Source organism: Paenibacillus sp. J31P316 (assembly GCF_056269105.1).
Genome location: NZ_JBWDNI010000021.1, coordinates 31,318 through 50,639, shown reverse-complemented (window position 1 = coordinate 50,639; position 19,322 = coordinate 31,318). Strand labels below are relative to the sequence as shown.

Genomic DNA, 19,322 nt, shown 5'->3' with positions numbered 1-19,322 from the left:
TAGCCGATTCTGCCGCTCAACGCTTCAATACGCAGAAGGGAGAAGGAATACGCATGGCACAAATTCGAATTCGCACTACGAATGCGCGCATTGAGGCTGAAGAGCAAGTGGCTGCTTTCCTGCACAAGCAGGCCGTCTTGTACGAGCGCTGGGATACGGCCAAGCTGCCTGACGAACTTAAAGAAAAGTTATTGCTGAGCGACCTGGAGAAGCAGCAAGTTCTCGCCGTCGTCATTACCGTATCTGAAACAAAGCCGAATCCAGACGAACTGCTTCAGCCATTCGAAGCGGTGCATACGCACTCCGAAAGCGAAATTCGCTCAATTACGGCCGGCAAAGGGATTGTGATGATAAAAGGTTCGGAAGATGTCGGCTCCTTCGACGTGGAGCTTGAAGCCGGCGACGTGATTTCCATTCCGGAATCGCAACCGCATTCCTTCACGCTGATGGAAACCGTAAAATCGTTGCGGCCCGCCACTAAACCGAGGCTGAGGGTTGATTTGCTTCTCCATGCCGCGATCCAGAGTTCGTGAACGACATAGCAAAGGGAAGCGGGACAGAGCCATAAATGGGATAAAGCAAGAAACGGGACAGAGCAAAAAACGGGACAGAGCAGGAAGCTGCTCTGTCCCGCTTTTAATAATGAAGGGATTAAGGAAAAGGAAGGCGTCAAGCGATCGTAAGTCCGCCGTCCACCGGAATGATTTGCCCCGTGATCCAGCTTGCTTCGGGATCGGCCAAATGAGCGATCCAGCGTGCCACGTCGTCCGGAATCCCTCTGCGACCGAGCGGGATGGCTTGAACCTCCTGCTCCTTGACCGCAGCAATCTGTTCGTCGGAGAGTCCCATGCGTTCGCGGAGAAAGTCCGACTCGACCGGTCCGGATGCGACCGCGTTCACGCGAATGCCCTTCGGGGCGAGCTCGAGCGCCCAGCAGCGCGTCAGCTGTTCCACGGCTGCCTTGCTTGCCGAATATAGGGACAATCCTGCACCCGCCTTGCTTCCGAACGTACTGGAGATGTTGATGATCGTGCCTTTGGTCTCCTCCAGATACGGAAGGGCGGCAGCGGCAAGCAGCGTAGGCGCGGTGACATTCACGGCGAAAATATCGTTGATCGCTTGCGCGCTCGCCGTCGCGAGCGGCTGGATCACGCCGCTGCCCGCATTGTTGACGACGATATCGAGGCGTCCCCATCGCTCGATGGCCGCGGCGACCGTCCGGGCAGCCGCCTCCGGATCGGCCGCATCCGCAGTGAAGCCTTCGATGTTCGGATGGCTTGCGGCGATCTGATCCAGCACGTTGGTTCTGCGTCCGGTAATCAGCACTTTCGTTCCCTTGGAGGCGAGCAGTCGAGCCGCGGCCAGTCCGATACCGGCGCCGCCGCCCGTGATAATGGCAACTTTGTCTTTGTACATGAGTAAATTACATCTCCTTTGGCGTTTACAGGATAAGTTTCCTATTGAATGATAGTTGTAGTTTAGTTGGTATATTATTTAATTAGTTAATTAACAATTAATTGATTAACAAAAGGACAGATAACGCCCTTTCGTGAAAGGGCATAGGACAGATGACTAAAACAACTTTTTCAACAATCCCTTCAGCTGTTCCTGCTCCTGAACGGTAAGCTTCGCGCCGACGTTTCGCGCGATCGTCTGCTCATAGACCGGCCAAACATCGGCAATCAGTTGATGGCCTTCGGGCGTTAAACGGACCAGAATTCTTCTCCTGTTCGTGGGATCGAATTCCCGTTGGATCCGGCCAGCTTTCTCCAACGTATTCAACAAGTTGCTAATATTCGCTCTTGTTACCGCAAGGTCGTCGCTGAGTTCGGAAGGAAGCATCGCTCTGTTCCCGGAGCGCAGCGCCACCAGCAGGCACCACCGGCCGAGCGTCAGATCGAAGCTTGCCAGCTGCTCTTCTAACTGTTGGACCAGATGATGGTTGGTCTTGTACAGGGTCAGAAAAACATCGACCGACATGACGGGTTGTTCGAATGGATTCCAATTCTCGATACCAATTCCTCCTCGGGCATAAGGCATTGAAGCTGCAAATGGTGCAGTCATTGTAGGGCTGATCCAAACAGTTAATTAATTAACTATTCGAAGATTAACAGTATAGCTGAATCTTGTCAAGCGCTTGACTCGAGTTGCAGGGGAGGGCGAGGTTGGAAATGTAAACCGCTCGCTCACCGCGCACGCCTGAAAAAAAGAGCGATCGGCAGCTCCCCAGGGCAGCGATCGCTCGATTTGTTGTTATACGCGCTTGCGAAACCAAGGCAGGCGAGCAAGCGGCGCGTCGATGTCCGCTTCGGCCGGGCCGACGATTTCGCTTCCGTCGTCTCCGATCCAACGGCCTTCGGGGAAATGCACGATGCGCGACGTTTGCCCTTTCTCGAGCACCGGCGCGACCAAGATCCGATCTCCCAGCATGAATTGGTCTTGGATTGTCGCATAGCCCCGATGCGGATAAGAGAACTCCATGCTTCTCAAGATAGGCCGACCGTCTGCCGCGGACTGCCGCGCAAGCTCCAATAGCTCCGAACCGAGCGTCGTTCTAAGCCGGACGGCATCCAAACACCACGCAAGCTCGGCATCCCGCAGAACGCGCCAAGGCGCCATCGAGAATTGCATGACGGGGAACAAGGCCGAGCATTGGACATACCGAATGAACAATTCGCTGTCAAAATGGAAATCGGGCGAGTTAATGTCCCCGTCCATCCCGCCGCCGATCATGTCCGGACAATTATAGGCGTATCCGAGCAGGCCTTGGGCGATGGCATTCGGAATGAGTCCCGATAATCCGTATCGGTCCCACGAGTGGTGCTTGTCCCGCTGACGCTGGATGAGCGGCTGTCCGCCGAGCTTCCAGCACATTCGAAGCTCGCTTAACGGATAGCCGATGCCGAGCCTGGCGTAGGCTTCGCAATCTTCCATGATGCTCATCGGCCGGCTCCATGCGACCGGCCGAAGGACATCGTCCGCGTCCGGGAGAATCGGCTCGCCGGCATCCAGCTTGAAGCCGTCTACGCCATACCGGTCGATTAGCCGATCCAATTGCTGCTTAAACCAGGCCGCACCCGATTCTTTCGTATAATCGACCACGGCGCTGTATCCATTCCACCAACGCCGGATCAACGGGCTGCCGTCGATGCTTTTCATCAGATTATCGTCCGCGATCAGTTTCTTGTATTCCGTGCAATCGGCGCTCACATAGGGACATACCCAAAGCATGACCTTGAATCCCATCGCGTGGAGCTGATCGACCATGGCCTTCGGATCGGGAAAACGGAACTTATCGAAGTCCCACATGCCGTAATCCCTCATCCAGTTATCGTCGATGATCAGAATTCCGGGAGGCATGCCATTCTCGAGAATCGATTGGGCGTAGCGGATGATTTTGTCCTGCGTAGGCGCATAGAACATTTCAACCCACGTGCAGTACTGCGGAGCCAGAAAGGCGAGCGGGTCCGGCATGAGGCCGGATGGCGGGAAATGGACGCTGCTGGCATGAAGATAGGCGCCTTGCAGCGTCTCGTGACCTTCCTCGACCGACACGTGGCCGTCCGCGCGAACAATCGTCAGTTCCCGATCGTCGATGCGGAAGGCGAACGGTTCTTCGCTCCAAATGTATCGCCCTTGATTGGACACCAATAACGGCGCTGCCTGATTGTCATCCGTTATTCGGAGGTCCCGAACGTAGGGCGCATCTCCATAGGGCATGCAGACGCCGTCGTTGATCGCGCCGCCCCACCAGTATTCGCCGGGTAACAACTTCAGTTGAATCTTATGCATGACGTACCTCTCCTTATGAATGTTGAGCCTTCGGGGAAGGAATCCATTCCGATTGATTACCATTATGCAGAGTCGTCCGTCTCTTGCAAATACGATCTTAAGTATGGGGCCGCGATCTTAAAAATGGGGCATGAATGAGACAAAAAGTTTCATCCATGACGAAGCGGAGGCCGTAATCGTGGACCCGGCGAATCAGTTGAATCACAGGCAGAACCGCTTATTATCCGTTGCGGCCTCGATCTCGCGTCATTCTTAGCGCGCAAGCGTAAATTCCGTTTGACTCCTTTTTGCGCAAATTTTAGAATAAGAATAACGGTTACGGAGGAAGGGGAGCCACGCGCTTGAAATTGAAGGAAATCGCCGCCAAGGCGAACGTCTCGATCAGTACCGTCTCCCGTATCATTAACAACCAAGGGAATTTCAGCGAGGATACGCGGCGCAAAGTGATGGAAATCGCCAAAGAATATTTGAAGCCGGGCGCTTCGCCCGCCAAGATCGGCGGACTTTCGTACACCATTGCCGTATTCGTGCCGGAGGTCCACGATTTCGTCGACAACGATCCAGCCTCCTCGGCGGATCTCAGCCATTTGAAAGAGGAATTCGAAGCGTGCGGGCACCGATTCCTGCTGGCGACCCATTCGCGCGGGGCCCTGACATCCGGCTCCGCCCATCGACTGCTGAACGACAACAAGGTGGACGCCGCGATCGTATTCGATTCTTTCGTCGAAGATTGGCTTGTCGACGAGTTGATCGACAAAGGGATTCCGTATTTGGTAACGAACGGCAGAAGGTACGACCGCGTTCAAAACTATATCGATTACGATAATCGCAAGGGCGCGTACGAGGTGATACGCTACTTGCACCGCCTCGGCCACCGCATGATCGGTTTGATCGCGGGTCCGGATGACCATCTGGTCAGCCAAAATCGATTGGACGGCTGCAAGGACGCCTTTCGGGACCTTGGCCTCGCATGGAACGATCATAACGTCCGGGCAGGCGCGTTCGACCCGTCGCACGGCTACCAAGCGACCAAGGAACTGATCGGACAGCGGAGCGGGATTACCGCGTTGTTCGCGTTCAACGACATGATGGCCTTCGGCGCCATGAAGGCGTTGTCCGAATTGAAGCTGAAGATCCCCAAGGACATTTCGCTGGCCGGATTCGACGATCTCAAGCTGTCCGAGTATATGACGCCGCCCCTTACGACGGTCAGACGATTCCGTTACGATATCAGCGGACTGATCGTCAACATGCTGACGGAGCTCATCACGAACCACACGATAGCGGAAGTCAACATCAGCTTGAAGACGGAGCTGATCGAGCGCAAGTCCTGCGCTCCCGCGCACGTCAAAGGATCATAAATGAACGGCGGTATCCCGCGAAGAAAACCGGCCATGGCGCGGTTTTCTTTTTTTATTAAATAGTTGTCGCTTTTCTTAAATTCTCGGCATCGCGGACGGCTTCCCGATATGACAAAATAGGAGGGAAACGCTTCTTCTTCCGTCATCTCGGGCTTGGCTATTAGGTCCCGAGGTTCATTAATGCGGGAAGCCGTGGTATCTTGAAGTTGTCGATCGGCAATCGGGGAGGCATACATAAGATGCATAGGATAAATCGAGTTGTCGCGTTAGTGTTGATGCTCGCAATGGTTGCGCTAACCTCGGCCTGCCAAGGCGAGGCTGGCGAAGAAACCTCCGACGACGGGGCCACCGCGAGCCTGCCGCAGCCCTACGTGACGTTAAGAATGATCATGCCCGGCGACGAGTCGGCGCGCATGCGGGAATTCGTCGATAACGAGCTGAACGCGCGGTTGAAGAGCGAACTGAACATGAAGCTCGAATTGACGTACATCCCTTGGTCGGACTATCAATCCAAGCTCGAACTCGCGCTGTCCACGGGCGAAGACTACGACCTGTTCTGGTACGGGACGCCGTTCGTGTCGGAATACAAGGCGAAGAACTACATCCAGCCGCTGGACTCGCTCCTCCATACGTACGGACAGGATTTGACGGACAACATTCCGGCGGATAACTTTAAGCAGGACGAGATGGACGGCAAGCTGTGGGCGATTCCGTCCCAGGCGTTTACGTCCGCGGGGAAATTCACGTCGGTGATGGTTCGCCAGGATCTGCTGGAGTCGGTCGGCATGAAGAGCATTCAAACGATCGATGATTTGGAAGCGTTTTACTCCCTCATGCACGCCGTGGATCCGAGCTATTACGGGTACTTGGAATCCGACCGGGGCCAAGACGTGCTGTGGCGGGAGCTGTCGGATCAGCCGCTCTCTTTCCTGGACGAGAATCAGATGTTCGCCGTGAACGAGGATACCGGGGAGCTCGTGGATTATCTGGAGTCCGATCTCTACAAGAAAGTCGTGGAGGTCCGGAAAAGATGGGTGGATATCGGGCTGATCGACAAACGGCTCGTCGGCAATTTGGCCGCAAACATCGATCAGGAAGACGCGGGCAAGCTGCTGTTCAGGGTCGGCGCGGTCTCCCGGGCCATGGAAAACCTGCAAACGGTACAGACCGCGGACGCCAATGCCAAGCTTCGAGAATATTACTTGTCGCCGGACAAGCCCAAATACATCGTGGCGCCTTCCAACGAAGCGTACATGATCCCGAGGAACGCCCTTCACCCGGAACGCGCTATGCAATTCATGAATTGGATCCTACAGAGCAGCGAGCACTACAACTTCATCATTTACGGCGTGGAAGGCAAGGATTACCGCATCGAGAACGGAAAAATCCAGCTGCTGACGAACGATCAGTTCATGTACGAGTGGATGTGGCGGAACAAAAATTATTTCATGGCGACGACCAACGTCGACGACTCCGTCGTGCGGGATATGATGCACAACGACGATAACGCGAAGATCTCCCGCATATTCGGCTTCCATTTCAATCAAGAGCCGGTGAAGAACGAATACGCCAAGGTGCTTGCGGTATACAACGAGAAGTTCGTTCCCATCAACATGGGCATCGTCAGCTACGACAAGCAATTTCAAGGCGCGATGGGCGCGCTGAAGAAAGCCGGATATAGGAAGGTTTGGGATGAGCTGCAGCGGCAGTATCAGGCTTTTCGGGCCGGCGAGACCTCCCGCGCGGATCAGGAGGAACCAGGGTGAAATCCAGCATATTCACGAACATGGTCATCGCGCTGCTGCTGCTGCTGACGCCGATCATTGCGCTGTACGCGTATTCGAACCGTACGAGCTCCAGCGTACTGACGGGAGAACTCGTAAAGGCGAAGCGCACGCAGGTCGAGACGTTCGTCGGACAGCTCGTCCAAATGTTCGGCCAATTCGATTCGTATCAAAAGATGCTGTATGAAAGCACGGAGGTTCGCAATTTAGCGTATCCGGACTTGCTGGGCGACGATCTGCTCCACTTTCGCACCTTGAAAACCGTGTCCGAAGAAATCAATCGGCTGGCGGGTTACGGGGGGAGGAAGGGCATCATCGCGGTCGTCTACCCGAAGACGGGGATGGTGATCAAGAGCAATTCCAGCCTCGGCGCCATGCCCGCCGTTCTTCCGGACAAGGACGGGTTTTGGAGCTATCAGGCGAATCCGAAGGGCGATGCCTACTTCATCGAAACGATATCCAATCCCGCCAAGAATACCAAGGAAGAAGAAGCGGACTTGACGGTCGTCGCGAAGGTGGACGTGGGCGAGATCAAGAGCGATCTGTCCGAGATGAAGAGCAACGGGCTGGAGGATCCTTTTCTCTACAAGCCAGGCTATTCTCCGATCTATAACTATACGGCGAATCAGGCTTTGATACAGGAAATGCTGCCCAAGCTGAATCTCGACGGCACGGAAGGGAGCTTCGAGCCGCTGCTCATTCACGCGAGCGACGGCTCCTATCAGGTACACGCGGATCTGGTGAAGCCGCTGGGCTGGTATCTGGTGGACTACGTGCCGATCGGGACCATTATGGCGCCGATCAAGCGAAACCAGATGACGTTCTACGCGATCAGCGGCATGATGCTGTTCATGGCGTGCATGCTCGGCTTTATACTATACCGGAGCATCCGCATTCCGTTCCGCAAGCTGATGCAGGGCATGAACTTTATCGAGAAGGGCATCTATACGAGCCGAATGAAGGATCCGCCGAAAGGGGAATTCCGTTATTTATATCAGCGGTTCAACTCCATGGCCGCGAGAATCGAAGAGCTGATCGAGGACGTGCTGAAGGAGCAGATCCGGACGAAGGAAGCGAACGTCAAGCAGCTGCAGTCGCAGATCAATCCGCATTTCCTCTACAACACGCTGGCGTACATCAAAAGCATGGTAGAGCTCGGCGAGAAGGAAGCGGCCGTGTCGATGACGATGAATTTAAGCAAGTATTACCGCTATTCGACCAAGCTCGGCAGGAGCCTGGCGACCGTTCAGGAAGAGCTGGACCTCATCGTGAACTACTTGGACATTCACCGCATGCTGACGGACGATTTCGAGTACGAGATCGATATCGATCCGGTCATGCTGGAGATGAAGATCCCGCGTTTGCTGCTGCAGCCTTTGGTCGAGAACGTAATCGTTCACGCGTTCAGGAAGCCCGTACAGTACGGGGCCGTCCGCATCCGGGGAAGACTGGAGGCGTCCGGCGTCGCGCGGATCTCGGTCGAGGACAACGGACCCGGTATGGCGCCGGCGCAATTGGAGGCGCTCCAAGCGAAGATTCGCAATGCGCCGAGCGATCAGATCGATTCCGGCTTGCAGAACGTTCATCAGCGGCTGATGCTGCTATTCGGCAAGAGCTCGGGGCTGTCCTTCGGCGTATCCGAATGGGGCGGAGCGTGCGCGGAATTGGTGTGGCACGTACCGGATAACGAACCGCAATGACGTAGAGGGGGCAGGGGCATGTACGAAATATTGATCGTGGACGACCATACGCATTTGGTGGACAGCTTGGCGAACGCCCTGCCTTGGGCCGACATGGGCATCTCGGCCGTGCATAAAGCGTATTCCGGGGAAGAGGCGCTGGAGCTGCTGCAATACCACGGCATCGATCTGATCGTAACCGACATTCAGATGACGGGGATCAGCGGGCTCGAACTGGTGTCCGTCGTGAAGGAGAAATGGACCAAGATCAAGTCGATCATTCTGACGGGGCACGATGAATTCCACTATGCGCAAGAAGCGATTCGGCAGGGTATCTGCAATTATTTGCTGAAGCCCGTCTCGAACGAAGAGCTTGAAAGCACGGTTCGCGCTTTGATCGGGGAGCTGCAGAGGGATGGGGAAGCGCTGGTCAATCAGCAGAAGCTGGCTTATTTGTTCCGGGAAAGCCTGCCGAAGCTCCGGGAGTCGCTGCTGCGGGAGCTGCTCGCGGGCAAGATGCCGCCGTTGTCCCAGCTTCGCGATAAGCTGAAGTTATACGAGCTGCCGTTCGATGAGGCGAACCCGTTCATCATGCTGTGCATGCGCATTGAAGAAGACTTCGCCGGTACCGACCTATACAGCGTGTCGTTGCTTGAATATGCCCTTACGAACATCGCGGACGAGATTTTCTCGCCGCGTTACGAGATTTGGCATTGTACGGACGACTACGATTACGTGGTCTTCCTGATTCGCCCGAAGCAGCCTTCCGAGAGCTCCGAGAAGGAATGGATGGAGGAAGCGGAGAGACAGGCGCGTCTGGTGCAGCATCAGATCAAGCGGTTCCTCAAGATCAAGGTTTCGCTCGTGATGAGCAATTGGAGCGCGTTCCCGCGCGAGGTGCCCGCGGTGTATCATCATTCGCTCTCCTTGTTTACGGACTATATCGGATTCCAGACGGAGAGCTTCTTCCATGACCTGCAGGAACGGAGCGTCGAAGAGATCCGCCCGCTGTCCGAGCTGTACGCGAGCCCTTCGTTCATGCAGCTGCTGGAGGTCGAACAGTGGGGCGACGCGGAGTCCAAGATGAAGCGGGTATTCGAGGAACTCGAGCGGCGGGAAAACAAGACGAGGGAGCATGTATTCGAGGCGTACGTCACGATCGTGCAAGCCTACTCTTATTACGTGCACAAGAAAGGGAAACGGTTCTACGACATCTACGGCCGCGAAGCCGAAAGAATGCTGAAGCTCGATGCCGGCTGGAGTATCGAGCCGCTTCGGGAGTGGTCGTTTCAAACGTTGCAGCAGTTGAAAACGTACAGCGGGAGCCTGTCCAACCGATTCCGCAACGATTTGATCAACCGCGTCGTCCGGTTCGTCAACGAGCAGGTCAAGGACGTGACGCTTCAGTCGGCGGCGGATCACGTTCATCTGCATCCGGTCTACGTCTCCAATTTATTCAAGACCGAGACGGGAGACAACTTCTCGAACTACGTCCTGCGCGTTCGAATGGATATGGCGCTGCAGCTGTTGAAACAGAAGGATGTCAAAATCAATCGGATCGCGCAGGAGGTCGGCTATCAGAAGCCGCAATACTTCATCAAGCTATTCAAAACCCATTACGGCATGACGCCGCAAGAGTATAAAAACAGTCTGTAATAACCGTAACGGAATTCAGCCCCGGCCTGGGGCAAGCTGCTGCGAAGAACGAGAGCTTCGCAAATCAACGGCCACGCTTTTGGCGCGGACGGGAGACTTCGGCCTCGAGAGCCATCGGCTGCTTCTCGAACGAAGCTTCCGCCGACGTCAACGAGACTTCCTCCTCCGGCAATTCCCCGCGAATTTCTTGATTCGTTCCCTCACGCGATGCCACTTCCCTCGACACTGCTTTTCAGTATAACGCGGACGCAAAAATTTGCGCATAAATCGATGCGATCTTCAGAAAAAAGAGGTACACCTCATTAAACGTTAAGGAATCGAATCTTAATATCCGGGCTTCAATCTTAAGAATGAGGCATTTCACCCTTTCATATCGTGCTTTATGATGGAATCACAGGGGATACCTGGTGAGGCGATATAAGAAAAAATGTGCGCAAATTTTTTCTTAGCATTGTCAGTTCATTATGATATGAGGGGGAAATACAGTGTTATTTCGCAAAAAAGCTTGGATTCCCGCAATGAGCCTGACCCTGGTCACGGCATTGGCTCTTACAGGCTGCGGCAGCAACGATTCGAATAACGATAAAGCGGCAAGCACGACGGACAACGCTTCCGGCAGCAATACCGCCAACGCGTCCAAAAAGGACGTCACGCTGACGTATACGATTTGGGATCAGCTGCAGCAGCCGGCCATGGAAGCGATCGGCAAAGAATTCACCGCCGAGAACCCCAACATCAAAGTCAAAGTGGAAGTCATCCCTTGGAACGATTACTGGACGAAAATGTCCGCGGCTGCTCCAGCCGGCACCTTGCCGGACGTGTTCTGGATGCACAGCGGCCAGTTCGTGAAATACGCGTCCGGCAAGTTCCTCGAGCCCATTACCGACCGGGTGAAGAACGGGGAAATCAACCTGGACGACTATGCGGCGAACCTGGGTTCCATCTATCAGCTTGACGGCGAAAACTACGCGATTCCGAAAGACTTCGATACGATCGGCCTTGCCTACAACAAAGAGCTGTTCGATCAAGCGGGCGTTCCGTACCCGGACGACACGTGGGACTACGCGAAACTGGCGGAAGTGGCCAAAAAATTGAGCCAGCCGGATAAAGGCATCTACGGCTTCGCGGCCAAGATGGATACGCAAGGCGGCTACTGGAACGACATGCTCGCGAACGGCGGTTTCATTCTATCCGCGGACGGCACGAAATCCGGTTACGACGATCCGGCATCCATCGAAGCGCTCAAGGCGCGCTACCAAATGATTCTCGATAAAGCTTCCCCGACCCATCAGCAAATGACGGATACCGACTCCACGGAGATGTTCAAATCCGGCAAGCTCGCCATGATCTTCGAAGGCGACTGGAGAACGGCCGACATCGATGCCAGCGACATCATCAAAGGCAAATGGAACTGGGCTCCGCTGCCGAAGGGCAAAGCGAAACGCGGCGACATCATCAACGGTCTGGGCAACACGATGTCGGCGAAGGGCAAACACAAAGACGAAGCGTGGCTGTTCCTGAAATTCCTCGGTTCCCAAAAAGCGGCTGAAATCACGGCGCAAATGGGTGCGGCGATCCCGGCATTCAAAGATACGCAAGCGGCATGGGTGAAATCGAAGCCTGAGCTGAACCTGCAAGTGTTCATCGACCAAGCCGCGGACGCAACGCCGTATCCGGCAGGCACGAAAGCTTACCCGGTCTGGTTCCCGAAAGAATCGGAAATCATGGCGCAAGCATGGGGCGGCAAAATCTCCATCGAAGACGGCGCCAAGCAAGTGGCGGAGATGATGAACAAGGCAATCGAGGAGAACAAGTAAAGCTTTCGAGGAGAACAAGCAAGGCTTTCGAGGAGAACAAGCAAGGCAACCGCAACAGTCATTGGAAGGGTTTTGAAGGCATTCCGGAGCCGGAATGCCTTCGATGAATAATAGGAGGTAGGCCATGAATTCGAGAAGCAGGTATGTATGGGCATATGTGATGATTGCACCTACCTTGCTCGGTACGGTCTTATTCTGGAGCTGGCCGGCCGTATATTCCATCTATCTGAGCTTTCTGAAATCCGAGGATTTCGGAATGGTCAATCATTGGGTCGGCTTGGCGAACTACGAAAAGCTGTTCAAGGACAAAGAGTTCTGGAAAAACCTGCGGAATACGTTGTATTACATGATTCTGTTCGTACCGCTCACGCTCGTGTTTTCCACCTTCTTCGCCGTGCTGCTCAATGCGAAAATCCGCGGTTTATCCGCTTATCGCGTCATCTTCTTCTTGCCCCAGGTGACGATGCCCGCGGCGGCGGCCATGGTATGGGTCGTGCTGTTCGCCCGTGATTACGGCTTCATCAACTATCTGCTCGGCACGCACGTGGCCTGGATTTCGGATACGAGGTTTGCGATGTTCGCGCTCGTCATCGTTGGCGTGTGGGGGGCCATCGGTCTGAACATGCTGCTGATTCTTGCCGGCCTGCAAGGGATACCGAAAGCGCTGTACGAGGCGGCCGAAATCGACGGTGCCGTTCGGTTCCGCAAGTTCCGCTATATCACGCTGCCGCTTCTGACGCCGACGTTGTTTTTCACGACCATCGTGCTCATGATCGGCGCTACGCAGGTGTTCGATTCGATTTATTTGTTGATCGGCAAGACGAACGTCGCATTGCCCGAGGTGCGTTCCCTCGTGTACGCCTATTATCAAAATTCTTTCGTCTATTACGATCAGAATTACGGAGCGGCGATCGTCGACATGCTGCTCGTCATCAATTTGATTTTGACAGGCCTGCAGTTTGCGTTTCAGAAAAAATGGGTGACCTACGACTGAGGGGGAAGAGCATGGAGAATCGCCGTCAAGCCGTTGACCGCAACTACAATTGGATCATCCACGTGGTGCTGATCGCGGCATCCGTCGTCATGATCATCCCCTTCGGCTGGATGATTCTGACTTCGTTCAAAACCGTAACGGAAGCGACGCAAATTCCGGTCAAGATTTTCCCGTCCCATCCGGATTTCAGCAGCTACGCCAAGGCGTTCGAGAAAACGGACTTTAAGCATTACTACTTGAACACGGCCTTCACGGCATTAATGAAGACGGTATTTCCCGTTTTGTTCAGCTCGATGGCCGCTTACGCGTTCGCGAGAATCCGATTCCCGGGGAGAACCTTGCTGTTCTTCATCATTATTTCCGTCATGATGGTGCCGAATCCGGTGTTTTATACGCCGCAATACTTGCTCATGAGCAAATGGGGCTTGGTCAATTCGGTAACGGCCCTGTGGATCTGCGCGCTGGTCAGTCCGTTCGCCACGTTCATGCTGCGGCAGTTTTTCCTGGGCATATCCAAAGAGCTGGAGGAAGCCGCGATCCTGGACGGATGCAATCCGTTCCAGACGTTCCGGTATATCATGCTGCCATTGGTGAAATCCGCTTTGGTCGCGATCGTCATCATCCAGCTGCTCTGGTCCTGGAACGAACTGCAATGGCCGCTGATCATCAACAGCTCGCCCGATAAGCTCACGTTGTCTTCCGGGCTTGCCACGCTCGTGTCGATGTTCAGCACGAATTATCCGATCTTGATGGCCGGGGCGTTAATGGCCGTCATTCCGATGATCGCCCTGTTCTTTATCTTCCAGAAGAAGTTCATCGAAGGCGTCGCTTTCAGCGCGCATAAAGGATAATCGAGCCTGAATGCAGAGCATTCTATTGCTCGATATATAGAAAGTCAGTCCCGAGGACGGTATTACCGACGGGGCTGGCTTTTTTCGTTCGGGAATTAGGTCTGCTCAGTACCTGTGATGCGCTCGCTGCTATCGTTATTGACCCCAATCAGTCGTTTCTCCAGCGTGCTTCTCCAGCTCGCGGACAATTCCTGCACGCGCAACAGGTTCTCTGTATCGGGAAGATTCTTGTCATGATGCATGACCTGATTGGCGAATGCCACCGATATCGCTAACGGATGCGGGCGTAATAGAATCAGCTTGTCGTCGCAATGAACCCTTCCCTGCTGAAGCACGCGGAAATAATAACCCGTAAACCCTGTTTCCTGGACCTTCAAGGGCATCCCGGGAGATTGATAACGGGCGGCTAACTTGAAACATGGCTGCCTCGGTTGACTGATCTGTACGATGGCGCTGCCGAGCTGGAAGATATCTCCGATGCAAACGTCCTGTTCCAATAAGCCGCGAATCGTCAGATTTTCACCGAAGGCGCCGAACGGCAACGCTCTCCCCAGTTCTTCTTCCCAGAACGGATAGTGCTCATAGCCGTATGCGCAAACAGCTTTGTCTTTGCCTCCATGATGCTTCAGATCGGCTTGTCCGTCTCCTTCGAACCGTTCCCAGTACAAATCCACCGCCTCATGGACGGACGTTTTGAAAATACCGGTAGCCACTTCTTTTTGTTTAAATGGCATGAGCGTCGGCATTCCGACGTTGAGTGAAACCAATTGTCCGTGTTTCAATCGATTAACCTCCTTAATGATGCAATGTAAGTAGCGGCGCGCTGACAGAACGTTCAGGACAGCGTCGTACGGAATAGGGAAATTATTGCATGCAAACAATAGGAGATGGCGTAACGGTACGATTTTCCGATAGGCATGTTGATCATTCGGCTTCTTCTGCCAAAACCAATCCAGAAATGCAGGTGTATCCCATGTTGAACGTGAACCGCAATGATACAAAACCGATCTGGCAGCAATTGCTGGACCAAGCCATCGTTCATATTTCAAACGGTCATTGGCCGCCGGGCGAGAAGTTGATTCCGTCACGCGAATTAGCGAAGCAGCTTAACGTTTCACGCTCCACGATACAGCTCGTATACGATGAATTGCTCGCCCGAGGATATATCATTACATCAAGGCGAGGAGGCACGCGGGTCAGTTCATTCTCGGCCAAAGAACCCGATACCCCAAATCCTTGGGTGCCCGAGGGCCCTCCGCTTCCATCGGTCCCGCTTATTCATTCTTCTTCCGCTCAATTACGGAATTGGCTCAAAGGCGAGAAAGCAAGCGAAGTGAAGATTGATTTTAGCCCGCACGAGCCTCATCTGGATCACCTATTCCAGAAGTACTGGCGGCAAACCTATCTTCAGGTGTCTACCTGCATGGACAATTGCGATTGGACATACGGAGATTCGTATGGGTATTTACCATTGCGCGAGCAAATAAAGCGGTATTTGTCGCTCGAACGCGGCATTCATGTTCAAACCGACCAAATTCTGTTGACTTCAGGCTCGCATCAGAGCATTGATCTCATCGCGCAATCCCTGCTTCATGCAGGAGATACGGTCACGGTAGAAGATCCGGGATTCCCGGCTTCGTGGATGGTCATGAATTATCGCCGCATGAATGTCATCCCCATACCTGTCGACGAGTATGGTCTTGTCGTTGATCGTATTCCTTCGGACTCCAAATTGACGTTCGTAACTCCCTCTCACCAGTGCGCGGTCGGCGTCGTGTTGTCGGAGCCGCGAAGGCAGCAGTTGCTGCAATTGGCTGCGAAGAATCGGAGTTGGATTATAGAGGACGACTACGACAGCGAATATCGTTATCGCGGAGAACCGTTGCCGACGCTATTTAGCCAGGCGCCAAACAATACGTTATATATGATGAGCTTCTCCAAAATGATCGCACCCGGTCTCCGTATATCGGCGCTCGTGGGATCTGCTCAAGCTATCGCGCAGATCGCTCGCTTGCAAGAGTTGGTCTACCGTCATGTTCCGATTATGGAGACGGCGACGCTGACTCGGTTTATTGAACAAGGTCATTTCATGCGGCATATGCGAAGAGTACGGAACGTGTATAGACGAAGGCACGAATGTATTACAAAAGCAATTGCAGCTAGCGGTTTGACCAAATGTCTGACGGTCACTTCAATCGATACCGGATCGCATCTCCTGCTGGAAGCCGATCCATTGCTTGACGAAAGAGAAATCACCTCGGAGATGTTGAATAGAGGGGTTCGCGTTTATCCGCTGAGCTCGTACTGTATAGCCAGCACCCGAAGGGGCTGGGTACTGGGCTTTGCGAATGTCGATGAGAGGTCGATCGAAGAGGGAATTGCCCATCTTGCGGACGTCATCGTACGGCGATAGCTGCCCGCATGCGCAAGCCTCCGTCCGAGAACTATAGCAACCAATGGCATGAGTGTACACGTCCATACTGCCCCTGTTATTGCAATCCATATTTCGAACCTGCTATTCGCTATCGACCGATGCTCGTTACTTCCTGCGATTTCGGTCTATTTATAGCGAATTTCAGTCTGCTTAGGGAAGTTATTCCAATTAGGCTATTTCCATGATTCTAATAATCTCTCCTATATTTAGAAGTTGACAGCTGCAGTTTCGGCATTGTAAGCTTCGTCCCTGTGGTACCGATCAGAGCTTAGCGTTGCAGGGTTCCTTGGCGGCGACGCGTTTTGGGCGCCATCCGGTCGATCCATGAAAATCTAAATATGGAATAAGAGGGAGCAAGAAATGACGCAACAAACTAGCAATCCAAGCACCATTCGTCCGTTTCACGTCAACGTGCCGGAAGAAGAACTAACCGAACTGCGCAATCGCATCAACGCGACAAGATGGCCCGAGAAGGAAACCGTCTCGGATCAATCGCAAGGTACGCAGCTCGCGACGATTCAGGAACTAGCCCGTTATTGGGCGAACGAGTACGACTGGCGCAAGATCGAGGCGAAGATGAACGCCGTGCCGAATTTCATGACCGAGATCGACGGGCTGGACATTCACTTCATTCACGTTCGTTCGAAACACGAGAACGCGATGCCCATGCTCATTGCGCATGGATGGCCGGGGTCGATTATCGAGCAAATGAAGCTGATCGAGCCGCTTATCAATCCGACGGAGCATGGCGGAAGCGAATCGGATGCCTTCCATGTCGTGATTCCTTCCATGCCCGGTTACGGGTTCTCGGGCAAGCCGAGCACGACCGGCTGGAATCCGACACGCATCGCAAGCGCTTATGGCGAGCTGATGGCTCGTCTCGGCTATGAGAAGTATGTCGCGCAGGGCGGCGACTGGGGTTCGATCGTCGTGAACTTTATGGGTATTCAGGAGCCCAAAGGATTGCTCGGTATCCACACCAACATGCCTGAAGTGATTCCGCCTGAAGTGGATGCGGCGATCTGGTCCGGCAACCCGCTGCCGGCCGATCTCTCGGACGAAGAGAGGAAAGCGTGCGAGCAGGTTCGCGAGAATAAATTCTATTACGCCTTCTTCATGGCCACGCGTCCGCAGACGCTGACCGGTCTTGTGGATTCGCCTGTCGGTTTGGCAGCCTTTATGATCGATCACGACTGGAAGAGTCATGCCCTGATCGCGAGAGCTTTTGCCGGAGTCCAAGAAGGATTGACGCGCGACGACGTGCTCGACAACATCTCGCTCTTCTGGTTTACGAAATCGGCGATTTCCGCGGCTCGTCTCTACTGGGAGAACGGGAATGCCGGCACTTCCTTCTTCGCCGTCAAAGGCGTCAAGCTGCCGGTAGCCGTCAGCGTATTCCCGGACGAGATGTATGAAGCGCCGAAGAGCTGGACGGAGAAGGCTTATCCGAATCTAATCCACTACAACAAACTTCCTAAAGGCGGTCACTTCGCGGCTTGGGAACAGCCAGCGTTGATGATTGCAGAACTCCGCACGGCATTCAAGTCGCTGCGTTAACCAGCACTAGCTAAAATTCGCTCGTCGAAAATAAGGGGATTGTCAACGACGCAGGCTCGTAGCGCCCGCTTATTTATTGACTGATAAATAAATTAAAAACGAAAATAGGAATCAAGAGGAGACCAAAAAATGACGCAACAAACGACGCAGCAAACGACACAACAAACAACGCAACAAATTAGCAATCCAAGCACCATTCGTCCGTTTCACGTTAACGTACCGGAAGAAGAACTAACCGAACTGCGCAATCGCATCAACGCGACAAGATGGCCCGAGAAGGAAACCGTCTCGGATCAATCGCAGGGCACGCAGCTCGCGACGATTCAGGAGCTGGCCCGTTATTGGGCGAACGAGTACGACTGGCGCAAGATCGAGGCGAAGATGAACGCCGTGCCGAATTTCATGACCGAGATCGACGGGCTGGACATTCACTTCATTCACGTTCGTTCGAAACACGAGAACGCGATGCCCATGCTCATAGCGCATGGATGGCCGGGCTCGATTATCGAGCAAATGAAGCTGATCGAGCCGCTGGTCAATCCGACGGAGCATGGCGGAAGCGAATCGGATGCCTTCCATGTCGTGATTCCCTCCATGCCCGGTTACGGGTTCTCGGGCAAACCGAGCGCGACCGGCTGGAATCCGACACGCATCGCAAGCGCTTATGGCGAGCTGATGGCTCGTCTCGGCTATGAGAAGTATGTCGCGCAGGGCGGCGACTGGGGTTCGATCGTCGTGAACTTTATGGGTATTCAGGAGCCTAAAGGATTGCTCGGCATTCACACCAACATGCCTGAAGTGATCCCGCCTGAAGTGGATGCGGCGATCTGGTCCGGCAGCCCGCTGCCTTCCGATCTCTCGGACGAAGAGAGGAAAGCGTGCGAGCAGGTTCGCGAGAATAAATTCTATTACGCCTTCTTCATGGCCACGCGTCCGCAGACGCTGACCGGTCTCGTGGATTCGCCTGTCGGTTTGGCAGCCTTTATGATCGACCACGACTGGAAGAGTCACGCCCTGATCGCGAGAGCTTTTGCCGGAGTCCAAGAAGGATTGACGCGCGACGACGTGCTCGACAACGTCTCGCTCTTCTGGTTTACGAAATCGGCGATTTCCGCGGCTCGTCTCTACTGGGAGAACGGGAATGCCGGCACTTCCTTCTTCGTCGTCAAAGGCGTCAAGATTCCGGTTGCCGTCAGCGTATTCCCGGACGAGATGTATGAAGCGCCGAAGAGCTGGGCGGAGAAGGCTTACCCGAATCTGATCCACTACAACAGACTTCCTAAAGGCGGTCACTTCGCGGCCTGGGAACAGCCGGCGTTGATGATTGCAGAACTCCGCACGGCATTCAAGTCGCTGCGTTAACCATTATTCCTGCTCGAATGTCACTGACGGCCTAA

At 54.1% G+C, this 19,322-nt stretch carries 14 protein-coding genes and 1 pseudogene; 11 read left to right on the top strand and 4 right to left on the bottom strand.

The window, feature by feature from the left end; all coding sequences use genetic code 11:
- Positions 1–53 precede the first annotated feature (53 nt).
- A pseudogene (locus tag AC0YNU_RS30180) lies at positions 54–481 on the top strand (cupin domain-containing protein).
- 188 nt (positions 482–669) lie between these two features.
- On the opposite strand, the gene AC0YNU_RS30175 reads toward AC0YNU_RS30180, so the two are convergent.
- From AC0YNU_RS30175 to AC0YNU_RS30165, 3 genes are all read right to left on the bottom strand, one after another.
- Positions 670–1,416 (bottom strand): SDR family NAD(P)-dependent oxidoreductase, encoded by a 747-nt coding sequence (locus AC0YNU_RS30175; RefSeq protein ID WP_475763278.1) that lies wholly within the window; start codon positions 1,414–1,416, stop codon positions 670–672.
- Positions 1,417–1,572: 156 nt separating this feature from the next.
- Entirely contained in the window at positions 1,573–2,064 is a 492-nt protein-coding gene (locus AC0YNU_RS30170) for a MarR family winged helix-turn-helix transcriptional regulator (RefSeq protein WP_475763276.1), read from the bottom strand.
- A gap of 189 nt (positions 2,065–2,253) precedes the next feature.
- Positions 2,254–3,792 (bottom strand): glycoside hydrolase family 31 protein, encoded by a 1,539-nt coding sequence (locus AC0YNU_RS30165; RefSeq protein WP_475763274.1) that lies wholly within the window; start codon positions 3,790–3,792, stop codon positions 2,254–2,256.
- Positions 3,793–4,133: 341 nt separating this feature from the next.
- Here AC0YNU_RS30165 and AC0YNU_RS30160 point away from each other — a divergent pair, with 341 nt between their 5' ends.
- The 7 genes from AC0YNU_RS30160 (at position 4,134) to AC0YNU_RS30130 (ending at position 13,934) form a co-directional block, all read left to right on the top strand.
- Positions 4,134–5,153: a LacI family DNA-binding transcriptional regulator gene (locus AC0YNU_RS30160; RefSeq protein ID WP_475763272.1), complete on the top strand. Its 1,020-nt coding sequence runs from the start codon at positions 4,134–4,136 to the stop codon at positions 5,151–5,153.
- Positions 5,154–5,392: 239 nt separating this feature from the next.
- Complete coding sequence (locus tag AC0YNU_RS30155; RefSeq protein ID WP_475763270.1) at positions 5,393–6,919, top strand: ABC transporter substrate-binding protein; 1,527 nt, start codon at positions 5,393–5,395, stop codon at positions 6,917–6,919.
- Positions 6,916–8,637 (top strand): sensor histidine kinase, encoded by a 1,722-nt coding sequence (locus AC0YNU_RS30150; RefSeq protein ID WP_475763268.1) that lies wholly within the window; start codon positions 6,916–6,918, stop codon positions 8,635–8,637. Before AC0YNU_RS30155 ends, AC0YNU_RS30150 begins: the two co-directional genes overlap by 4 nt.
- A gap of 18 nt (positions 8,638–8,655) precedes the next feature.
- Complete coding sequence (locus AC0YNU_RS30145) at positions 8,656–10,272, top strand: response regulator transcription factor (protein ID WP_475763266.1); 1,617 nt, start codon at positions 8,656–8,658, stop codon at positions 10,270–10,272.
- Between the two features lie 485 nt (positions 10,273–10,757).
- Positions 10,758–12,089, top strand: coding sequence for an ABC transporter substrate-binding protein (locus tag AC0YNU_RS30140; protein ID WP_475763264.1), 1,332 nt, complete (start codon positions 10,758–10,760; stop codon positions 12,087–12,089).
- Between the two features lie 124 nt (positions 12,090–12,213).
- On the top strand, positions 12,214–13,083 hold the full coding sequence (locus AC0YNU_RS30135; RefSeq protein ID WP_475763262.1) for a carbohydrate ABC transporter permease: 870 nt from the start codon (positions 12,214–12,216) through the stop codon (positions 13,081–13,083).
- 11 nt (positions 13,084–13,094) lie between these two features.
- On the top strand, positions 13,095–13,934 hold the full coding sequence (locus tag AC0YNU_RS30130) for a carbohydrate ABC transporter permease (protein WP_475763260.1): 840 nt from the start codon (positions 13,095–13,097) through the stop codon (positions 13,932–13,934).
- A 95-nt stretch (positions 13,935–14,029) separates the two neighbouring features.
- Here AC0YNU_RS30130 and AC0YNU_RS30125 read toward each other — a convergent pair whose 3' ends face one another.
- Positions 14,030–14,680 (bottom strand): MOSC domain-containing protein, encoded by a 651-nt coding sequence (locus tag AC0YNU_RS30125; protein WP_475763340.1) that lies wholly within the window; start codon positions 14,678–14,680, stop codon positions 14,030–14,032.
- A 227-nt stretch (positions 14,681–14,907) separates the two neighbouring features.
- On the opposite strand from AC0YNU_RS30125, the gene pdxR reads away from it, so the two are divergent.
- The 3 genes from pdxR (at position 14,908) to AC0YNU_RS30110 (ending at position 19,287) form a co-directional block, all read left to right on the top strand.
- Positions 14,908–16,347 (top strand): MocR-like pyridoxine biosynthesis transcription factor PdxR, encoded by a 1,440-nt coding sequence (gene pdxR, locus AC0YNU_RS30120; RefSeq protein WP_475763258.1) that lies wholly within the window; start codon positions 14,908–14,910, stop codon positions 16,345–16,347.
- Between the two features lie 381 nt (positions 16,348–16,728).
- The gene (locus tag AC0YNU_RS30115; RefSeq protein WP_475763256.1) at positions 16,729–17,925 is read left to right on the top strand and encodes an epoxide hydrolase family protein; all 1,197 of its coding nucleotides are present in this window, start codon (positions 16,729–16,731) and stop codon (positions 17,923–17,925) included.
- A 129-nt stretch (positions 17,926–18,054) separates the two neighbouring features.
- Entirely contained in the window at positions 18,055–19,287 is a 1,233-nt protein-coding gene (locus tag AC0YNU_RS30110) for an epoxide hydrolase family protein (RefSeq protein WP_475763254.1), read from the top strand.
- Positions 19,288–19,322: the final 35 nt, after the last annotated feature.